Annotated in this window: 16 protein-coding genes; 9 read left to right on the plus strand and 7 right to left on the minus strand. The window is 70.7% G+C overall.

Annotated elements, in window-relative coordinates; genetic code table 11:
* Positions 1-102 precede the first annotated feature (102 nt).
* The 5 genes from ACH4TV_RS38425 to ACH4TV_RS38445 all read left to right on the plus strand — a co-directional run bounded on the left by ACH4TV_RS38425 (position 103) and on the right by ACH4TV_RS38445 (position 5,151).
* Complete coding sequence (locus ACH4TV_RS38425; RefSeq protein WP_398405959.1) at positions 103-879, plus strand: MHYT domain-containing protein; 777 nt, start codon at positions 103-105, stop codon at positions 877-879.
* 63 nt (positions 880-942) lie between these two features.
* Positions 943-3,486, plus strand: a complete 2,544-nt coding sequence (locus ACH4TV_RS38430; protein ID WP_398405960.1) for a nitrate- and nitrite sensing domain-containing protein — start codon at positions 943-945, stop codon at positions 3,484-3,486.
* Positions 3,483-3,920, plus strand: coding sequence for a roadblock/LC7 domain-containing protein (locus ACH4TV_RS38435; RefSeq protein WP_398405961.1), 438 nt, complete (start codon positions 3,483-3,485; stop codon positions 3,918-3,920). Before ACH4TV_RS38430 ends, ACH4TV_RS38435 begins: the two co-directional genes overlap by 4 nt.
* A 22-nt stretch (positions 3,921-3,942) precedes the next feature.
* Entirely contained in the window at positions 3,943-4,356 is a 414-nt protein-coding gene (locus tag ACH4TV_RS38440) for a DUF742 domain-containing protein (RefSeq protein WP_398405962.1), read from the plus strand.
* A gap of 189 nt (positions 4,357-4,545) precedes the next feature.
* On the plus strand, positions 4,546-5,151 hold the full coding sequence (locus ACH4TV_RS38445) for a GTP-binding protein (protein WP_398405963.1): 606 nt from the start codon (positions 4,546-4,548) through the stop codon (positions 5,149-5,151).
* A 40-nt stretch (positions 5,152-5,191) separates the two neighbouring features.
* On the opposite strand, the gene ACH4TV_RS38450 is transcribed toward ACH4TV_RS38445, so the two are convergent.
* Positions 5,192-5,620, minus strand: coding sequence for a PPOX class F420-dependent oxidoreductase (locus ACH4TV_RS38450; protein WP_398405964.1), 429 nt, complete (start codon positions 5,618-5,620; stop codon positions 5,192-5,194).
* Positions 5,621-5,715: 95 nt separating this feature from the next.
* Between ACH4TV_RS38450 and ACH4TV_RS38455 the strand changes: the two genes are divergently transcribed.
* Both ACH4TV_RS38455 and ACH4TV_RS38460 read left to right on the plus strand, forming a co-directional pair.
* A complete protein-coding gene (locus ACH4TV_RS38455) occupies positions 5,716-6,129 on the plus strand; it encodes a roadblock/LC7 domain-containing protein (RefSeq protein ID WP_398405965.1) in 414 nt (137 codons plus the stop codon).
* A gap of 126 nt (positions 6,130-6,255) precedes the next feature.
* Positions 6,256-7,284, plus strand: a complete 1,029-nt coding sequence (locus ACH4TV_RS38460) for a DUF6397 family protein (RefSeq protein ID WP_398405966.1) — start codon at positions 6,256-6,258, stop codon at positions 7,282-7,284.
* 16 nt (positions 7,285-7,300) lie between these two features.
* On the opposite strand, the gene ACH4TV_RS38465 is transcribed toward ACH4TV_RS38460, so the two are convergent.
* Both ACH4TV_RS38465 and ACH4TV_RS38470 read right to left on the minus strand, forming a co-directional pair.
* A complete protein-coding gene (locus ACH4TV_RS38465; RefSeq protein WP_398405967.1) occupies positions 7,301-8,170 on the minus strand; it encodes an acyl-CoA thioesterase in 870 nt (289 codons plus the stop codon).
* A gap of 19 nt (positions 8,171-8,189) precedes the next feature.
* Positions 8,190-10,703: a DEAD/DEAH box helicase gene (locus tag ACH4TV_RS38470; RefSeq protein WP_398405968.1), complete on the minus strand. Its 2,514-nt coding sequence runs from the start codon at positions 10,701-10,703 to the stop codon at positions 8,190-8,192.
* A 145-nt stretch (positions 10,704-10,848) separates the two neighbouring features.
* Between ACH4TV_RS38470 and ACH4TV_RS38475 the strand changes: the two genes are divergently transcribed.
* Positions 10,849-11,643, plus strand: a complete 795-nt coding sequence (locus ACH4TV_RS38475; protein ID WP_398405969.1) for a metal-dependent hydrolase — start codon at positions 10,849-10,851, stop codon at positions 11,641-11,643.
* A 35-nt stretch (positions 11,644-11,678) separates the two neighbouring features.
* Here ACH4TV_RS38475 and ACH4TV_RS38480 read toward each other — a convergent pair whose 3' ends face one another.
* The 4 genes from ACH4TV_RS38480 to ACH4TV_RS38495 all read right to left on the minus strand — a co-directional run bounded on the left by ACH4TV_RS38480 (position 11,679) and on the right by ACH4TV_RS38495 (position 16,183).
* Complete coding sequence (locus tag ACH4TV_RS38480; RefSeq protein ID WP_398405970.1) at positions 11,679-11,936, minus strand: type B 50S ribosomal protein L31; 258 nt, start codon at positions 11,934-11,936, stop codon at positions 11,679-11,681.
* 51 nt (positions 11,937-11,987) lie between these two features.
* Entirely contained in the window at positions 11,988-12,458 is a 471-nt protein-coding gene (locus tag ACH4TV_RS38485; RefSeq protein ID WP_398405971.1) for a DUF5709 domain-containing protein, read from the minus strand.
* Between the two features lie 141 nt (positions 12,459-12,599).
* Positions 12,600-14,381: an ABC transporter ATP-binding protein gene (locus ACH4TV_RS38490; protein WP_398405972.1), complete on the minus strand. Its 1,782-nt coding sequence runs from the start codon at positions 14,379-14,381 to the stop codon at positions 12,600-12,602.
* Entirely contained in the window at positions 14,378-16,183 is a 1,806-nt protein-coding gene (locus ACH4TV_RS38495) for an ABC transporter ATP-binding protein (RefSeq protein WP_398405973.1), read from the minus strand. The genes ACH4TV_RS38490 and ACH4TV_RS38495 overlap by 4 nt, the downstream gene beginning before the upstream one ends.
* 204 nt (positions 16,184-16,387) lie before the next feature.
* Between ACH4TV_RS38495 and ACH4TV_RS38500 the strand changes: the two genes are divergently transcribed.
* A partial coding sequence (locus tag ACH4TV_RS38500) for a peptide-N4-asparagine amidase (RefSeq protein WP_398405974.1) occupies positions 16,388-17,334 on the plus strand: 947 nt, incomplete at its 3' end.

Here is a 17,334-nt window from a genome sequence, read left to right on the forward strand (position 1 = left end):
GAGCTGTGCGCGATCGTTCAGGCGCATTTCTATGTCATATTTCAACACCTTTCGAAATGCGCCCCCTTTGCGCGCTCATGCCCCCACTAGCGTCCCGTGGTCATGGGACACCTGGACCACGCCACCTTCGGCTGGCTGACCCCCGTACTGTCATACGCGATGGCCTGCATCGGCGCCGCCCTCGGGCTGCGCTGCACGGTTCGCGCGCTCGCCGCCACCGGGCGTTCGCGCCGCAACTGGCTCGTCACCGCGGCCTCCGCGATCGGCACCGGCATCTGGACCATGCACTTCGTGGCCATGCTCGGCTTCGGCGTCGCGGGCACCGAGATCCGCTACAACGTGCCGCTGACCATTCTCAGCCTCGTCGTCGCCATGGCCGTCGTCTCCGCCGGGGTCTTCGCCGTCGGTTACGGACACGACCGTGCCCGCGCGCTCTTCGTCGGTGGACTCACCACCGGGCTGGGCGTCGCGAGCATGCACTACCTCGGTATGGCGGCGGTACGGCTGCACGGCCACGTGAACTACGACCCGGCGCTCGTCGCTCTCTCCGTGGTGATCGCCGTCGTCGCGGCCACCGCCGCTCTGTGGGCGGCGCTGAACATCAAGTCGCCGATCGCGGTGACCGTCGCCTCGCTCGTCATGGGGGCGGCGGTCAGCAGCATGCACTACACGGGGATGCTCGCGGTGCACGTGGACGTGGCGCCCTCCGGCGAGGTGTTGCCCGGGGCCACGGCGATGCAGTTCATCTTCCCCCTCGCCGTCGGCCTCGGGTCGTATCTCTTCCTGACCTCGGCGTTCGTCGCGCTGTCGCCGACGGCAGGGGAACGCGAGGCATCAGCGGCGGCCCAGCGCCCGGTCGAGAGCGTCGCTGCCCGTTAGCGGCGATCACCGGGCCGGCGACGGCCCGGTGCACGCCCCCGAACCACCACGAGCGAGGAGGCCATGCGTACACCCCGTAGGACCCCCAGAGCCGGCGCCGGGACGGCGCCCCCGCCCCCGGTGCGCGGACGCCGCGCGCACGCCGGTCCGCCGGCCGACGAGGGCTCCGAAGACCCCCTCGGTGCCCAGCCGGAGGAGATACCCATGCCTGCGGGACGCTGGCGTGTACGACCCGGCACCGTGCGTGCCAAGATCGTCTGCCTTCTGATGGTGCCGGTCGTCTCCCTGCTCGCCCTGTGGGCGTCCGCCACCGTCACCACCGCCCAGGACGTCGCCCGGCTGCGCCAGTTGCAGCGTGTCGACTCCCAGGTACGCGCGCCGGTCGCCGCCGCCGTCGCGGCGCTCCAGGCCGAACGCGTGGTCGCGGTAGGGCACGCCACCGATCCGGCCGCCGTCCCGGGCATCGACCTCAGGACGCTCGGGGAGCGCACCGACCGGGCTGTGGCGAAACTGCGCCTCGGCGACCGCAACACCGTCGCCGACGGCGAGGAACTGCCCGCCGGAGTCGCGGACCGGCTGGAAACCTTCGTTGCCGGCGTCGAACAACTGCGCACGCTGCGGACCTCGGTACTCGAACGCCGTACCGGATGGGCCGAGACGTACGCGAGGTACACCGGGACCATCTCGACGGCCTTCGCGGTCGGCGGCGCGCTCACCGGTATCCAGGACGCCGAACTCGGCTCCGACGCGCGCGTACTGCTCGAATTCTCCCGCGCGGCGGAGGCCTTGGCCCAGGAGGACGCCGTCGTCGCCGGGGCGCGGCTCGCCGGGGGCCTGGACGGCCGGAGGCTGAGGCTGTTCACCGGAGCCGTCGACACCCGCCGCAGCCTTGTCGAAGCCGCCGCTTCCGACCTGCGCGGCCCGGAACGAACCGCCTGGCAGGCCCTCGCGACAGGCAGCGCCTACGCCTCTCTGGGCGCCGTCGAGGACAGGGTGCTCGGCGCCCGTCCGGGCGCCAGGGCGATCGCCGCGGCGCCCGAAGCCACGTGGACCCGGGCACACGCGCGCGTGCAGGGCGGTATGCGGGCCATCGAGGCGGACGCGGGCCGCGATGTCGCGGACCGGGCCGACCCGTTCACCCGGGGCCTGCTCACCCCGGCCGGTGCCGCGGTGCTGCTCGGCCTCGCCGCCGTCGCCGCGTCCCTGGTCATCTCCGTACGCATCGGACGTGGCCTGGTCGTCGAGCTGGTGAGTCTGCGCAACAGGGCCCTGGAGATCGCCCGCCACAAACTCCCGCAGGCCATGCTGAAGTTGCGCGCCGGAGAGGAGATCGACATCCGGGCCGAGGCGCCCCCCGGCCCGCCGGCCGAGGACGAGACCGAACAGGTCGCGGAGGCACTCGGTACCGTGCACCGCGCCGCCCTGCGCGCTGCCGTGGAACGTGCGGAGCTGGCCAGCGGCATCTCCGGGGTCTTCGTCAACCTCGCGCGCCGCAGTCAGACCCTGGTCCACCGCCAACTGAGCCTCCTCGACAGCATGGAGCGCAGGTCCGACGACCCGAACGAACTCAGTGACCTGTTCCGCCTCGACCACCTCACCACCCGTATGCGGCGCCACGCGGAGAGCCTGATCATCCTCTCCGGAGCGGCACCCGGACGCGCCTGGCGCCTGCCGGTCTCCCTGACGAACGTGGTCCGCGCCGCAGTCTCCGAAGTCGAGGACTACGCGCGCGTGGAGGTACGCCAGTTCCCCGAGGCGTCCGTCGTCGGCGCCGCCGTCGCCGACCTCACGCATCTCCTGGCCGAGATCGTCGAGAACGCCGCCCAGTTCTCCCCACCCCACACCAGGGTGCGCGTCACCGGCGAACCGGTCGGCAACGGCTACGCCGTGGAGGTCGAGGACCGGGGACTCGGGATGGGCAAGGAGACTCTTGCCCAGGCGAACCGCCGGATCGAACAGTCCGAGACGCTCGACCTGTTCGACAGCGACCGGCTCGGTCTCTTCGTGGTCAGCCGGCTCGCAGCGCGGCACGGCATCAAAGTCCACTTGCGTACCTCGCCCTACGGCGGCACCACCGCGGTCGTCCTGCTGCCCACGGCACTCCTGCACGGCGGTGCGGCGGAACGTTCCCCCCGGGCAGCGGTGGACCGCGAACGAGCCGTGGAACGCGAGTACGCGCGCGTGCCCGCTGCCACCGCCCCGCACCAGGAACCGGTCCAGGCACCGGCGGACCGCCCCGCACTGGTGGCTCCCGCACAGGCCCCGGCGGCGACCGCCGCCCCCGACACCCCACCGCCAGGAGTCACCACCTTGCGGCTGCACCGTCCACCCGAGGACCCCGGCCCCGGCGACGCGGAGGAGTCCGACGACCTCCCGCGGCGCGTCCGACAGGCGAATCTCGCCCCCCAACTGCGCGAACAGCGCCCCGAAGAGCCCGCCCCGGCGTCGGCTCTCCGGAGCGAGGAGAAGCGCACCCCCGAAGCCGTACGGGACCGCATGGCCGCCTACCGCGACGGCTGGGTGCGCGGCGGCGGCAGGTCACCCGGCAGCGGTGCCACCCCAGGCCCCGGAACGGGCAGCGACAGCAGCGGAGGAGACCGCGCATGATCAAGGACCCGAGTACAAGGGCGGACCGGCGGTCCGGCGAACTCGACTGGCTGCTGGACGATCTGGTGCTGCGCGTCAGCGACGTACGGCACGCGGTGGTGCTGTCCAACGACGGACTCGCGGTGGGCGCATCCACCGACCTCAAGCGCGAGGACGCGGAGCACCTCGCCGCAGTGGCCTCCGGCTTTCACAGCCTGGCCAAGGGCGCCGGCCGGCACTTCGGCGCCGGCGGAGTGCGTCAGACCATGGTGGAGATGGACGACGGCTTCCTGTTCGTGGCCGCCGCGGGGGACGGCTCCTGCCTCGCCGTCCTCACCGCCGCGACGGCCGACATGGGCCTGGTCGCGTACGAGATGGCACGGCTGGTGAAACGCGTGGGCGAGCACCTCTACACGGCGCCGCGGACAGCGGCCCGCCCGCCCGCCGCCGGATGAGGCGAGAGGGCGGTCCGTGCAGATGACCGAGGACATGACAGGCACCCTGCAGGACCCGGGCAGCCAGTGGTACGACAACGAGGCCGGACCCCTCGTCCGTCCGTACGCCATGACGGGCGGACGCACCAAGTCGGGCCCCACAGGGGTGCGTTTCGACCTGATCGCGCTCGTCACGCTCGACACGGGCGCGCCCCACATGGACGACGACACCGCGCTCGGCCCCGAGCACCGGGCCCTCATCGACCTGTGCCGTCCGGAGACGCAGTCTGTCGCCGAACTCTCCGCGGGCGCCGACCTCCCCGTAGGGGTGGTCAGGGTGTTACTGGGAGACCTTCTGGAACTGGGCTGCGTCACCGTCAGCCTTCCGGTGCCGCCCGCGCAGCTGCCCGACGAACGGATTCTGCGCGAGGTGATCGAAGGACTGAGGGCGCTGTAGATGAGAGACGCGCAAGCACACGGACCACGCCGAGTTGTGCATCCTTCCGGGCACCGAATGGGCGCGGGCCGGTCACATCGGGCTAATAGCGGTCCAATCCCCCGGCGGGGAGCGGCAGTTGCCATGATGCTGCCTTCGCACACCCCTCACAGCAGCGACCGTTGCCGGCACTCCCGAGAGAAGTGATCGATGGTCTCCGAACACTCCGACGACACGGACGGCGATACGTCCGCCCTGGCGTTGAAGATTCTGGTCGCCGGTGGATTCGGCGTGGGCAAGACCACTCTGGTGGGCGCGGTCAGCGAGATCCGGCCGCTGCGCACCGAGGAACTGCTCAGCGAGGCGGGCCAGTTGGTGGACGACACCGGCGGCGTGGACCAGAAGGTCACGACGACCGTCGCCATGGACTTCGGCCGCATCACCATCCGCTCCGGCCTCTCCCTGTACCTGTTCGGCACACCGGGCCAGGACCGCTTCTGGTTCCTGTGGGACGAACTGTCGCAGGGCGCCCTCGGCGCCGTCGTCCTCGCGGACACCCGCCGGCTGGAGGACTGCTTCCCCGCGGTGGACTACTTCGAGCACCGGCACATCCCGTTCGTGGTGGCCGTCAACTGCTTCAAGGGCGCCCGCACCTACGGCGCCCAGGATGTGTCGCGCGCCCTCGATCTCGACCAGGGCACGCCCGTGGTGCTCTGCGACGCCCGTGACCGGGACTCGGGCAAGGAGGTGCTGATCCGGCTGGTCGAGTACGCCGGGCGGATGCACACCGCCCGGCTGCTCGACTCCGTGAGCTGATGCGAGGACCTCGGGTGAGGGTGCTGGGCCGATGCTGTCCTCAGTGGGCGACGGCGGTCTGCGCCAGCACCTTCTCGACGCGCACCCGGACGAGCAGTTCACCCGGAACCCCGTTGCGGGCACCGAACTCCTCGGCCCGCTCCTCACCCATGTACCGTGCGCCGATGCGCGCGGCCCAGTGCCGGACGTCGTCGAGATCCTCCAACAGCGTGGCCCGGCCCTGCACCACGACAAAGTCGAACGGCGGCCGGTCGTCGTCCACACACAGGGCGACCCGGCCGTCCCTGGCCAGATTGCGCCCCTTCACCGTGTTCTTCCCGGTGTTGAACACAAGGTCGTCGCCGTCGAGCAGGAACCAGATGGGAGCCACATGCGGGCTTCCATCGGCCCGGACGGTCGACAGCTTTCCGGTGCGGGTGCCGTGCGAGACGAAAGCCCGCCATTCCTCGTCGGTCATCTTCTGTGCCATGCACCCATCCTGCTTGCTCGGAGGGCGGCCGTCAGGAAGGCTGACTGACCGGATCCTCCGGCTTGGGGGACCTGCCGCACGGGGAGATCAGGAACATGGCTCAGAACCAAGGACTTGGCTGGCTGCTGGACGATCTGACCGAGCGTGTCGAACACATACGACATGCACTGGTCCTGTCGAACGACGGGCTGGTGACCGGCGCGAGCACCGGACTTCGACGTGAGGACGCAGAGCACCTCGCCGCCGTGTCGTCGGGCCTGCACAGTCTGGCGAAGGGCTCGGGACGTCACTTCGGCGCGGGCAAGGTACGTCAGACGATGATCGAGTTCGACGACGCGGTGCTGTTCGTCACGGCGGCCGGCACCGGAAGCTGTCTGTGCGTACTCAGCGGCGCGGAGGCCGACATCGGCCAGATCGCGTACGAGATGACACTGCTCGTCAATCGCGTCGGCGAACACCTCGACGTGGACGCCCGGCAGCCCGAACATATTCCGGTGTCAGACACCTGACCTGCGAATACGTCATCTCGCCAAGAGTTATCCACAGGCTCGTCGGGCGAGACGCCGAACCGGCTACGGTTTTCCCGAGGCAAGCGCACACGGCGCGGGCCAGCCACTCCACGGGGGAGACCGACCATGTCCGACACCGACACCGCACAACCCACCGAGACCGCCGCCGTACCGGTCACCGGCACACTCCGCCCCGCCGGCGCACCCTTCGCGCCGAGCCGCGCCGCACGCGAACTGGGACTGAAACGACGCGAGTTCGACCTCGCCGTCCATCTCGGGTGCGTCCGGAGCATCCCTGACGAAGGGGGTGGCGGGCGTGTCAGCCGCGACGAGATCGACCGGCTGCGCAACGACGCACGCTTCCCGGAGACGCTGCGCGAACGCGTCCGGACGGTGGGCACGGGCGACGGCGCGAAACTCATGGACGTGACGCCCGCCCGGTTCACCCGCCTCGCACGGCTGGGCCTGGTGACGCCGGTGACCTTCTACCTCAACCGCTACCGGGTCGTGGTCTGGCTGTATCTCGCCGACGAACTACGGCAGTTCGCCGCCGGCAAGGACACCGCCCCGCTGCTCACCGGCCGCACCTCCCCGGGCGCGCGGGACCGGCTCGAAGCGGGCCTCGACCTACGGCCACGCAACTGGCGGGGCCGGCAACTGGGATTCCTGCTCCGACAGGCCGACGACCCGTGGGCGCGGGCCGCGATCGTGGCATCCTTCCTCGACCCCGCCCAGGTCGCGGAAATCGTCAACGACCCGTACGAACGTGCCCACTTGAACCGCTTCCGGCCGGACCGGCCGACCCGTGGTGTACCGGGATCGCCCACGGCGCATCTCGCCGAGCGGATCATGACGGCGGACGACCCGGACGAGATCGGCTGGCTGCGTGCAGACCTGACCTGCACCCTGGCCGAAGCCCGTGACCACCGTCCGGCACCACGCCCCAGGTCGGAACAGGCCCCGCCGCCCCACACCAAGACGCCTCGGCCCGAATCGGCGCACCAGGCGTACGAAGAGTCCGGACAGGAACACGTCCGGTCCGCGCCCCCGCACATCCAGCCCGAGGAACCCGTGCGAGCACGTGGTCTGCTGGGCCGCCTGCGCGGCAGAAACCCGCGCCCCGCACGGGACCGCAAGCGCCCCGCGCGAGTCTGAACAGGACGAGGTGACGTCAGGCCAGCTTCCGGAACAGCCCCTCCTGGACGACGGAGACGAGCAGCCTGCCCTCGACGTCGTAGATCCGGCCACGGGCCAGCCCGCGCCCGCCCGTGGCGATGGGGGACTCCTGGTCGTACAGGAACCACTCGTCCGCGCGGAACGGCCGGTGGAACCACATGGCGTGGTCCAGCGAGGCCATGTCGAAGGTCCGCGGACCGAACAGGGGCTCCACCGGGAGACGGACGGCGTCCAGAAGCGTCATGTCACTGGCGTACGTCACCGCGCACTTGTGGACGAGCGGGTCGTCCCCCAGCGGACCGACCGCGCGCATCCACACCGCGCTGCGCGGCTCCAGTTCCTGGACCTCCTCGGCGGTCCAGCGCAACCGGTCCACATAACGGATGTCGAAGGGCTGACGGCGCGCCATACGCTCGAACTGCTCGGGCAGCGCGCCGAGATGCTCCTTGATCTCCTGGGTGACGTTCGGCAGGGACTCCGGATCCGGGACCTTCCGGGCCGGCGGCAGCTGATGTTCGAAGCTGCCTTCCTCTGGTTTGTGAAAGGAGGCGGTGAGATTGAAGATCGTGCGGCCCTGCTGCACGGCCGTGACCCGCCGGGTCGTGAACGACCGGCCGTCACGCACCCGTTCGACCTGGTACACGATCGGCACGCCCGGCCGGCCCGGGCGCAGGAAGTACGCGTGCAGCGAGTGCACCGGACGTTCGCCGTCCGTGGTGCGCCCCGCCGCGACCAGTGCCTGGCCCGCCACCTGGCCGCCGAAGACCCGTTGCAGGGACTCGTCGGGGCTGCGGCCACGGAAGATGTTGACCTCGATCTGCTCCAGGTCCAGCAGGTCGACGAGTCTCTCGGCTGCGTTCGTCATGGGTGCGGTTCTCCTGTCCTCACAACTGGCCGACGGCGGTGACCTTGATGACGGCGCGGCTCTCCGCGTCGGAGGCGACGAGGTCGACCTCCGCGCTGATGCCCCAGTCATGGTCGCCGTTCGGATCGGCGAAGGCCTGCCGGACGCGCCACAGCCTGTTCTGCGGCTCCTCCTCGATCATCAGCAGCCGGGGCCCACGGGCGTCGGGTCCGGTGCCGAGGTCCTCGTACTCGTCCCAGTACTTGTCCATCGCCTCGCCCCACGCGTCGGCGTCCCAGCCGGCCTCGCCGTCCAACTCGCCCAGCAGGTTCACCTGGTCGAGTGCGGCCAGCTCGACACGCCGGAACATGGCGTTGCGGACGAGGACACGGAAGGCACGCGCGTTGGCCGTGACCGGCTTGACCTGGTCGGCCTTCTCCTGGGCCTCCTCGGCGGTCATCACCTCCGGGTTGGCGAGCTGCTCCCACTCGTCCAGGAGGCTGGAGTCGACCTGGCGGACCATCTCACCCAGCCAGGCGATCAGATCCTGCAGGTCCTCGGACTTGAGGTCGTCCGGGACGGTGTGGTCGAGGGCCTTGAAGGCCCCGGCGAGGTAGCGCAGCACAATGCCCTCGGTGCGGGCCAGGTCGTAGTGCGACACCAACTCGGTGAAGGTCATGGCCCGTTCGTACATGTCACGGATGACGGACTTGGGGGAGAGCGGATGGTCGCCGACCCACGGGTGGCTCTTGCGGTAGGTGTCGTAGGCGTGGAAGAGCAGCTCCTCCAGCGGCTTCGGGTACGAGACGTCCTGGAGGCGCTCCATGCGCTCCTCGTACTCGACGCCGTCCGCCTTCATCGCCCCGATGGCCTCACCGCGCGCCTTGTTCTGCTGGGCCGCGAGAATCTGGCGCGGGTCGTCCAGCGTGGACTCGACGACCGACACCATGTCCAGCGCGTACGACGGCGACTCCGGGTCCAGGAGCTCGAACGAGGCCAGCGCGAAGGTGGACAGCGGCTGGTTGAGCGCGAAGTCCTGCTGCAGGTCCACGGTCAGACGCACGATGCGGCCGGTCGGGTCCGGCTCGTCGAGCCTCTCGACGACGCCGCCGTCCAGCAGCGAACGGTAGATGGCGATCGCGCGCCGGATGTGCCGCAGCTGCTGCTTGCGCGGCTCGTGGTTGTCCTCCAGCAGATGGCGCATCGCGTCGAACGCGTTGCCGGGCCTGGCGATCACCGACAGCAGCATCGTGTGCGTCACCCGGAAGCGGGACGTCAGCGGTTCCGGATCGGAGGTGATCAGCTTGTCGAAGGTGCTCTCCGTCCAGCCGACGAACCCCTCGGGCGCCTTCTTGCGGACCACCTTGCGGCGCTTTTTCGGGTCGTCGCCCGCCTTGGCGAGCGACTTCTCGTTCTCGATGACGTGCTCGGGCGCTTGCGCGACGACGAGGCCCGCCGTGTCGAAGCCCGCGCGGCCCGCCCGGCCGGCGATCTGGTGGAACTCACGCGCGCGCAGGTTCCGTACGCGATTGCCGTCGTACTTCGTCAGAGCCGTGAACAGCACCGTGCGGATGGGCACGTTGACGCCGACCCCGAGGGTGTCGGTGCCGCAGATGACCTTCAACAGGCCAGCCTGGGCCAGCTTTTCGACCAGGCGGCGGTACTTGGGAAGCATGCCGGCGTGGTGGACGCCGATACCGTGCCGGACGTAGCGGGACAGGTTCTGGCCGAACTTGGTGGTGAAGCGGAAGTTGCCGATCAGGTCGGCGATCCGGTCCTTCTCCTCGCGCGTGCACATGTTGATGCTCATCAGCGCCTGCGCCCGCTCCACCGCCTGCGCCTGCGTGAAGTGCACGATGTAGACGGGTGCCTGCCTGGTCTCCAGCAGCTCCGTCAGCGTCTCGGTCATCGGCGTCAGCCTGTACTCGTACGACAGCGGAACCGGGCGGATCGCCGAGCGGACCACCGAGGTCGGGCGGCCGGTGCGGCGGGTGAGGTCCTTCTCGAACATCGAGACGTCGCCCAGCGTCGCCGACATCAGGATGAACTGCGCCTGCGGCAGCTCCAGGATCGGAATCTGCCAGGCCCAGCCGCGGTCGCCCTCGGCGTAGAAGTGGAACTCGTCCATCACGACCTGGCCGACATCCGCCTGCTTGCCGTCGCGCAGGGCGATCGACGCGAGCACCTCGGCCGTGCAGCAGATGACCGGGGCGTCGGAGTTGACGGACGCGTCGCCGGTCAGCATGCCGACGTTCTCCGTGCCGAAGATCTTGCACAGCTCGAAGAACTTCTCCGAGACCAGGGCCTTGATCGGAGCCGTGTAGAAGGTGACCTCGTCCCGGGCCAGCGCGGCGAAGTGCGCACCCGCCGCGATCATGCTCTTGCCGGAGCCGGTGGGCGTCGACACGATCACGTTCGCGCCGGAGACCACCTCGATCAGCGCCTCCTCCTGGTGCGGGTAGAGCGTGAGACCGCGCTCCTGGGACCACGACTCGAAGGCTTCGTAGAGGGCGTCGGGGTCTGCGGTCTTCGGCAGCTGATCGATGAGGGTCACGCCCCCATCTTGCCTGTGATCCCAGGTGATGCGGGAATCGGATGCCCGCACGAAGATCACGACCGCTACGCTGTGTCGCCGACGGAGCGTCAGCGCACCCGGTCAACTGGACAGCGGCGTACGAGGAATAGGGCGGAAAACGGCCATGATGGGACCAGCACACTCACTGTCGGGGGCCGCTGCCTGGCTCGGAGTCGGAGCGGCCGCGGCCGCGGCCGGCAACCCGATGCCCTGGCCGGTCGTTCTGGTCGGTGCCCTGATCTGCGCCGGTGCCGCACTCGCCCCGGACCTCGACCACAAGGCGGCGACCATCTCGCGCGCCTTCGGGCCCGTCTCCAGGGGACTCTGCGAGATCGTCGACAAGCTCTCGTACGCCGTCTACAAGGCGACGAAGAAGCAGGGCGACCCGCGCCGTTCGGGCGGGCACCGGACGCTGACACACACCTGGCTCTGGGCGGTCCTGATCGGTGTGGGCGCATCCGCCGCCGCGATCACCGGGGGCCGCTGGGCGGTGCTCGCGATTCTCTTCGTGCACATCGTGCTCGCCATCGAGGGCCTGCTGTGGCGGGCGACCCGCGGCTCCAGTGCCGACATCCTGGTCTGGCTGCTGGCGGCGACCAGCGCCTGGATCCTGGCCGGTGTCCTGGACAAGCCGGGCAACGGCGCGGACTGGCTGTTCACCGACCCGGGCCAGGCGTACATGTGGCTCGGGCTGCCGGTCGTGCTCGGCGCGCTGGTGCACGACATCGGGGACTCGCTGACGGTGTCCGGCTGCCCGGTCCTGTGGCCGATCCCGATCGGCCGCAAGCGCTGGTACCCGATCGGTCCGCCGAAGGCGCTGCGGTTCCGGGCGGGCAGCTGGGTCGAGCTGAAGGTGCTCATGCCGGCGTTCATGCTGCTCGGGGGAGTGGGCTGCGCGGCGGCGCTCAACTTCATCTGACGCCCCGGTGCGGGGTCCCCGCCCGGCCGGCTCGCTCAGCCCTGGCCGGCCCCGCCGCCGTACCGCCGTTCGAAGGCGGCGACGCGGCCCTCGGTGTCCACCGTCCGGGCCTTCCCGGTGAAGAACGGGTGGCTCTCCGAGGAGATCTCCACGTCCACGACCGGGTACGTCTCGCCGTCGTCCCAGTCGATGGTCTGCTCGCTCGTCGCGGTGGACCGGGTCAGGAAGGCGTATCCGGCGGCCCGGTCGCGGAAGACGACCGGGTGGTAGGCGGGCTGCTTGTCCTGCTGCATTGCTGTTCTCCTCGCTCGGACGGTGGTCGGTGCTCCAGGGCAGCCGGTCGGTCAGCCGGACAGGGCGTCCTCGTCGACGATGTGCATCGCGGCTTCCTCGGCCGAGGCCGCCGCGCCGTCGATGCCGACGTCGGTGGCGATCAGCCCGCTCTCCTCGTCCTCGTGCGCGCCTTCGTTCGGGGCCACCAGGCGGCCGGAGCGGGCGGTGCCCACCTCGTTGTCCAGCGGCTCGCCGTCCGTGCCCGCGCAGTCGCCGATGCCGTCGCCGTCCGGGGTCGTGATGTCCGGCAGCTCCTCCGCGAGGCGCTGGTCGAGGGTCTCGCCCCGCCGGGCCTCCGCCGCCGTCACACCGGTGCGCTGCACCGCCCAGGGCCGGTCCGGCGGGGACCAGCCACGGTCGAGGGGATCACTGACCCCGTCGGTGACCAGGGTGTCCTCGGCGTCCAGCAGGCCCGCGTCGTCCTGTACCTCGGATCCGTCGGGTTGGTAGACGGCGTCTCCCCATCCCTCGTCACTGTCCACGGGTACCTCCAGGTGGGTGGGGACCTGCCTCGGCGCCGCCCTGATGGGCGGGGAGCCGCTTCCAGCGTTCCATCCCCCTTCGGGACCGCGCAACGGGACGGAGCGGACCAGCCGCCGTCCCGCTGCCCGGTCACCGGTGCGTCATCCGTGCCACGACCGCCACAGTGCCGCGTACGCTCCGCCCGCCTCGACCAGCTCGTCGTGGCTGCCCAGCTCGCTGATCCGGCCGTTCTCCACGACGGCGATGACGTCCGCGTCGTGGGCGGTGTGCAGCCGGTGGGCGATGGCGACGACCGTACGGCCGTCCAGGACCCGGGCCAGGGACCGCTCCAGATGGCGGGCCGCGCGCGGATCGAGGAGCGAGGTCGCCTCGTCCAGGACCAGCGTGTGCGGGTCGGCCAGGACCAGCCGGGCCAGCGCGATCTGCTGGGCCTGCGCCGGCGTGAGCGCGAAACCGCCCGAGCCGACCTCGGTGTCCAGACCCTCGTCCAGGGCCCGGCCCCAGCCGTCCGCGTCGACCGCGCCCAGCGCCGCCCACAGTTCGGCGTCACCGGCGTCCGTGCGGGCGAGCAGGAGGTTGTCGCGCAGGGAGCCGACGAAGACGTGGTGCTCCTGGTTGACCAGCGCGACATGCGAGCGGACCTCCTCGGCGGGCATCCTGGACAGCTCGGCGCCGCCCAGAGTGATGCGGCCGGTCCGGGGCGCGTAGATCCCGGCCAGCAGCCTGCCCAGGGTGGACTTGCCCGCGCCCGAGGGGCCCACCAGCGCCAGCCGGGTGCCCGGAGCGACCTCCAGGGTCACCTTGCGCAGCACGTCGACGCCCTCCCGGTAGCCGAAGTGCACCCGGTCCGCGTGCACGTCCCGCCCGTCCGGGGCCAGCGAGGGATCGCCGGCGTCCGGTTCGATGTCCCGGACCCCGACCAGCCGGGCCAGCGACACCTGGGCGACCTGGAGCTCGTCGTACCAGCGCAGGATGATCCCCACCGGGTCGACGAGCATCTGGGCGAGCAGCGCGCTCGTGGTCAGCTGGCCGACGTCGATCCAGCCCTGGAGCACGAACACTCCGCCGATCATCAGCACCGAGCACAGCACGGTCACATGGGTGGCGTTGATGACCGGGAAGAGCACGCACCGCAACCACAGCGTGTAGCGCTCCCAGGACGTCCATTCCCGGACCCGTCGGTCCGACAGCTCGATCCGGCGGTCGGCCAGACGGTGGGCCTCGATGGTCCGTCCGGCGTCCACGGTCTCCGCGAGCACGGCGGAGACAGCGGCGTACCCGGCGGCCTCCGAGCGGTAGGCGGACGGCGCGCGCCGGAAGTACCAGCGGCAGCCGACCACCAGCAGCGGCACCGCGAGGAGCACCGCCGGCGCCAGTGGCGGCGCCGTGACGACGAGACCGCCGAGCAGCAGCGCCGCCCACACCACGCCGATGGCGAGCTGCGGCACGGCCTCACGCATCGCGTTGGCGAGCCGGTCGATGTCGGTCGTGATGCGGGAGAGCAGGTCACCCGTGCCCGCCCGTTCCAGGACGCCCGGCGGCAGCCCGACCGCCCTTACGAGGAAGTCCTCGCGCAGATCGGCCAGCATCCGCTCGCCGAGCATCGCGCCGCGCAGCCGCACCTCCCGTACGAACACGGCCTGCACGACCAACGCGACGGCGAACAGGCCGACGGTGAGCTCCAGATGGAGCTCGCGGGCATCGTCCGAGACCCGCTCGACGAGGTCGCCCAGCAGGTACGGGCCGACCATGGAGGCCACCACGGCGGCCGTGTTGACGGTGACCAGGAGCAGGAAGGCACGGCGGTGCCTGCGGAACAGTTCGGCCACGTAGGCGCGTACGGTCGCGGAGGCACCGACCGGCAGGGTGCTTGCCGTGGTCGGGGCCGCCGGGTCGTACGCCGGTGGCGCCACGCCGATCATGCCGTCTCTCCGATTTCCTTGAGTTCTTCGAGTTCTTCGAGTTCGTCCAGCAGGGGGCCGATGGCCGCCTCGTCCTCGGTCTCCCGGGTCACCACGGCCCGGTACCGCGGTTCGTTGTGCACCAGCTCGCGGTGCACGCCGACCGCCGCGACCTCGCCGTCGTGCACCAGCACGACCCGGTCCGCGTGGTCCAGGAGCAGCGGCGAGGAAGTGAACACGACCGTCGTACGGCCCGCGCGCAACTCCCGTACCCCGTCCGCGATCCGTGCCTCGGTGTGCGAGTCGACGGCCGAGGTCGGTTCGTCGAGCACGAGCACCTCGGGGTCAGTGATCAGCGACCGCGCCAGCGCCAGCCGCTGCCGCTGCCCACCCGACAGTGACCGTCCGCGCTCGGTGATCCGCGCGTCCAACGGGTCCTCGGCGTCCAGTGACCCCTGCACGAGCGCCTCCAGCACGTCCCCGCACTGCGCGGCGGCCAGCGCCTCGGCGGCGCTCACCTCACCGGACGCGGGCACGTCGAGCAGCTCGCGCAGCGAACCGGACAGCAGCACCGGGTCCTTGTCCTGGACGAGGACGGCCGTGCGGGTGCTGGAGAGCGGCAGCTCGTCGAGCGGTACCCCTCCGAGGAGCGCAGACGTGCCCTCCTCGGAGGGGTGCCCGCCCAGTCGCTCCGCCAGCAGCCCCGCCGCGTCCGGATCGCCGCAGACCACGGCGGTCAGACACCCGGCAGGTGCCAGCAGGCCGGTCGTGGGGTCGTACAGATCCCCGGTCGGTGCGAACGCCTCGCGCGAGCCCGCCGTGTCCGTGGCGCGTTCCAGGGACAGCACTCGCGCGGCCCGTTTCGCGGAGGGCCGGGAGAAGGAGTACGCCATGGCGATCTCCTCGAAGTGCCGCAGCGGATACGTCAGCAGCATGACCGCGCTGTACACGGTGACCAGCTCGCCGACGGTGATCCGGCCCTGCCTGGCCAGGTGCACCCCGTGCCAGACGATCGCGATCATCAGCAGACCCGGCAGCAGCACCTGGATCGCCGAGATCAGCGCCCACATACGGGCGCTGCGCACGGCCGCGTGCCGCACCTCCTGCGAGGCCCGGCGGTAGCGGTCGAGGAACAGTTCCTCGCCGCCGATGCCGCGCAGCACCCGCAGTCCGGCGACGGTGTCCGAGGCCAGTTCGGTCGCGCGGCCCGCCTTCTCGCGCTGGACGTCGGCCCGCTTGGTCGCCCGCGGCAGCATCGGCAGTACGGCGAGGGCGAGGACCGGGACACCCACGGCGACGACGATGCCGAGCGCGGGCTGGTAGACGTACAGGCCGACACAGACCAGGACGACGGTCACCGCGGCGGCGGTGAACCGGGAGACGGCCTCCACGAACCAGCCGATCTTCTCCACGTCACCCGTGGACACCGCGACGACCTCACCGGCTGCCACCCGCCGCGTCAGCGCCGAGCCCAGCTGGGCGGTTTTGCGGGCCAGCAGCTGCTGGACGCGCGCGGCGGCCGTGATCCAGTTGGTGACCGCGGCCCGGTGCAGCATGCTGTCGCCGAGCGCGATGGCGATGCCGCAGAGCACCATCAGCCCGCCCGCGAGTGCCAGGCGTTCGCCCGAGCGGTCGACGACGGCCTGGACGGCGAACCCGACGCCGAACGGCAGTCCGGAGACGGCCACGAAGTGCAGCAGGCCCCAGGCGAGCGCCGTGAGCTGTCCGCCAACCTGGTTGCGGCCGAGCCACCACAGGAATCGGGGGCCCGAGCGCGCGTCCGGCACACCCGGGTCGGGAAACGGAAGGTCTTGAATCTTCATGACGTCCCAGTGGCTCGCATCTCGCATGAGGGGGTGGATGTGGGGGGTCGGAGGGGCCGGAAAGGCCGACAACGGGCCGTGAAAGGTTCGCGTCATTGCGTGGCCGGAGGCAAACGGTTTTCCGGCGAGAGGCGGGGATTCGGCCTGATTGGCGCGTGTTCGCCTCATTGCCGCGCGGGGTCGACTCCCCGTAGAACACCGGCCATGAGAAGCCGGATCTTCATGTCCATGCTCGCCGGAGCGACCCTCCTGGCGAGCACCCTCCTCGGGGCGCAACCGTCGGGAGCGAGCCCCGCCGGGTCCGCCGTGGCAGCCGCCCAGCCGGTCGACGTACCAGCCGAGTTCGGCACCGACTGGCACGACCCGGTCACCGCCGCTCCGCCCGTCACCAGACCGGTCGGCGGGAAGTCATGCGAAGTCACCGTCGCCGAGGCCCAGTTCAAGGACTTCACACCGTACACGGGCACGTACACGCCCCCGAGCGGCTGCGGCGCGAGCTGGAGCAAGGTCGTGCTGCGGATGGACGGCAAGGTCAAGGGCCGCCAGTACGACCGCCTCGGTCACCTCCACATCGGTGGCGTCGAAGTGCTCCGCACCTCCACGCCGCAGCCCTCGCCGGACGGCATCGAGTGGTTCGTCGAGAAGGACGTCACGCGCTACAGCGACACCCTGAGCGCCACTCAGCCCGTCGAGATGCTCATCGGAAACGTTGTCAACGACACCTACACCGGCATCCTCGACGTCAAGGTCACATTGACGTTCTACGCGGGGACACCCGTCCCGAAGAACACCCCCGGCACGCCTGACCGCGTACTCACCCTCCAGGACGGCACCCTCACCACCCCGCGCAACAGCGAACGCATCGTCGCCGAGGTGTACGCGACCGGTTCCGGCGGCGGCTGCGAGGAGTACTGGTACCTCACCGTCCCCGACGCCGCTCCCTACTCCTGCAAGGCGACGGACGGCCCGTACCGCGAGGTGCAGATCAAGGTCGACGGCCGACTGGCCGGAATCGCCGCCCCGTTCCCGACCGTGTGGACCGGCGGCTGGTCCAACCCCTTCCTCTGGCAGGGGTTGGGGAAGAACGTTCCGCAGGTCAAAGGCTTGCAGTATGCGCAGTCGGGCACATGGGCGCACCGGGTGCCCGCCGA

The sequence above is a fragment of the Streptomyces sp. NPDC020898 genome (assembly GCF_044333925.1).
Taxonomy (GTDB): domain Bacteria; phylum Actinomycetota; class Actinomycetes; order Streptomycetales; family Streptomycetaceae; genus Streptomyces.

Excerpts from the sequence above, each read along its gene's own strand:
- ACH4TV_RS38460 (WP_398405966.1), top strand. The coding sequence starts at position 6,256 with ATGTCCGACACCGACACCGCACAACCCACCGAGACCGCCGCCGTACCG.
- ACH4TV_RS38480 (WP_398405970.1), bottom strand. The coding sequence starts at position 11,936 with ATGCAGCAGGACAAGCAGCCCGCCTACCACCCGGTCGTCTTCCGCGAC.
- ACH4TV_RS38495 (WP_398405973.1), bottom strand. The coding sequence starts at position 16,183 with ATGAAGATTCAAGACCTTCCGTTTCCCGACCCGGGTGTGCCGGACGCG.
- ACH4TV_RS38450 (WP_398405964.1), bottom strand. The coding sequence starts at position 5,620 with ATGGCACAGAAGATGACCGACGAGGAATGGCGGGCTTTCGTCTCGCAC.
- ACH4TV_RS38435 (WP_398405961.1), top strand. The coding sequence starts at position 3,483 with ATGATCAAGGACCCGAGTACAAGGGCGGACCGGCGGTCCGGCGAACTC.
- ACH4TV_RS38490 (WP_398405972.1), bottom strand. The coding sequence starts at position 14,381 with ATGATCGGCGTGGCGCCACCGGCGTACGACCCGGCGGCCCCGACCACG.
- ACH4TV_RS38445 (WP_398405963.1), top strand. The coding sequence starts at position 4,546 with ATGGTCTCCGAACACTCCGACGACACGGACGGCGATACGTCCGCCCTG.
- ACH4TV_RS38475 (WP_398405969.1), top strand. The coding sequence starts at position 10,849 with ATGATGGGACCAGCACACTCACTGTCGGGGGCCGCTGCCTGGCTCGGA.
- ACH4TV_RS38465 (WP_398405967.1), bottom strand. The coding sequence starts at position 8,170 with ATGACGAACGCAGCCGAGAGACTCGTCGACCTGCTGGACCTGGAGCAG.
- ACH4TV_RS38440 (WP_398405962.1), top strand. The coding sequence starts at position 3,943 with ATGACCGAGGACATGACAGGCACCCTGCAGGACCCGGGCAGCCAGTGG.
- ACH4TV_RS38425 (WP_398405959.1), top strand. The coding sequence starts at position 103 with ATGGGACACCTGGACCACGCCACCTTCGGCTGGCTGACCCCCGTACTG.
- ACH4TV_RS38430 (WP_398405960.1), top strand. The coding sequence starts at position 943 with ATGCGTACACCCCGTAGGACCCCCAGAGCCGGCGCCGGGACGGCGCCC.
- ACH4TV_RS38455 (WP_398405965.1), top strand. The coding sequence starts at position 5,716 with ATGGCTCAGAACCAAGGACTTGGCTGGCTGCTGGACGATCTGACCGAG.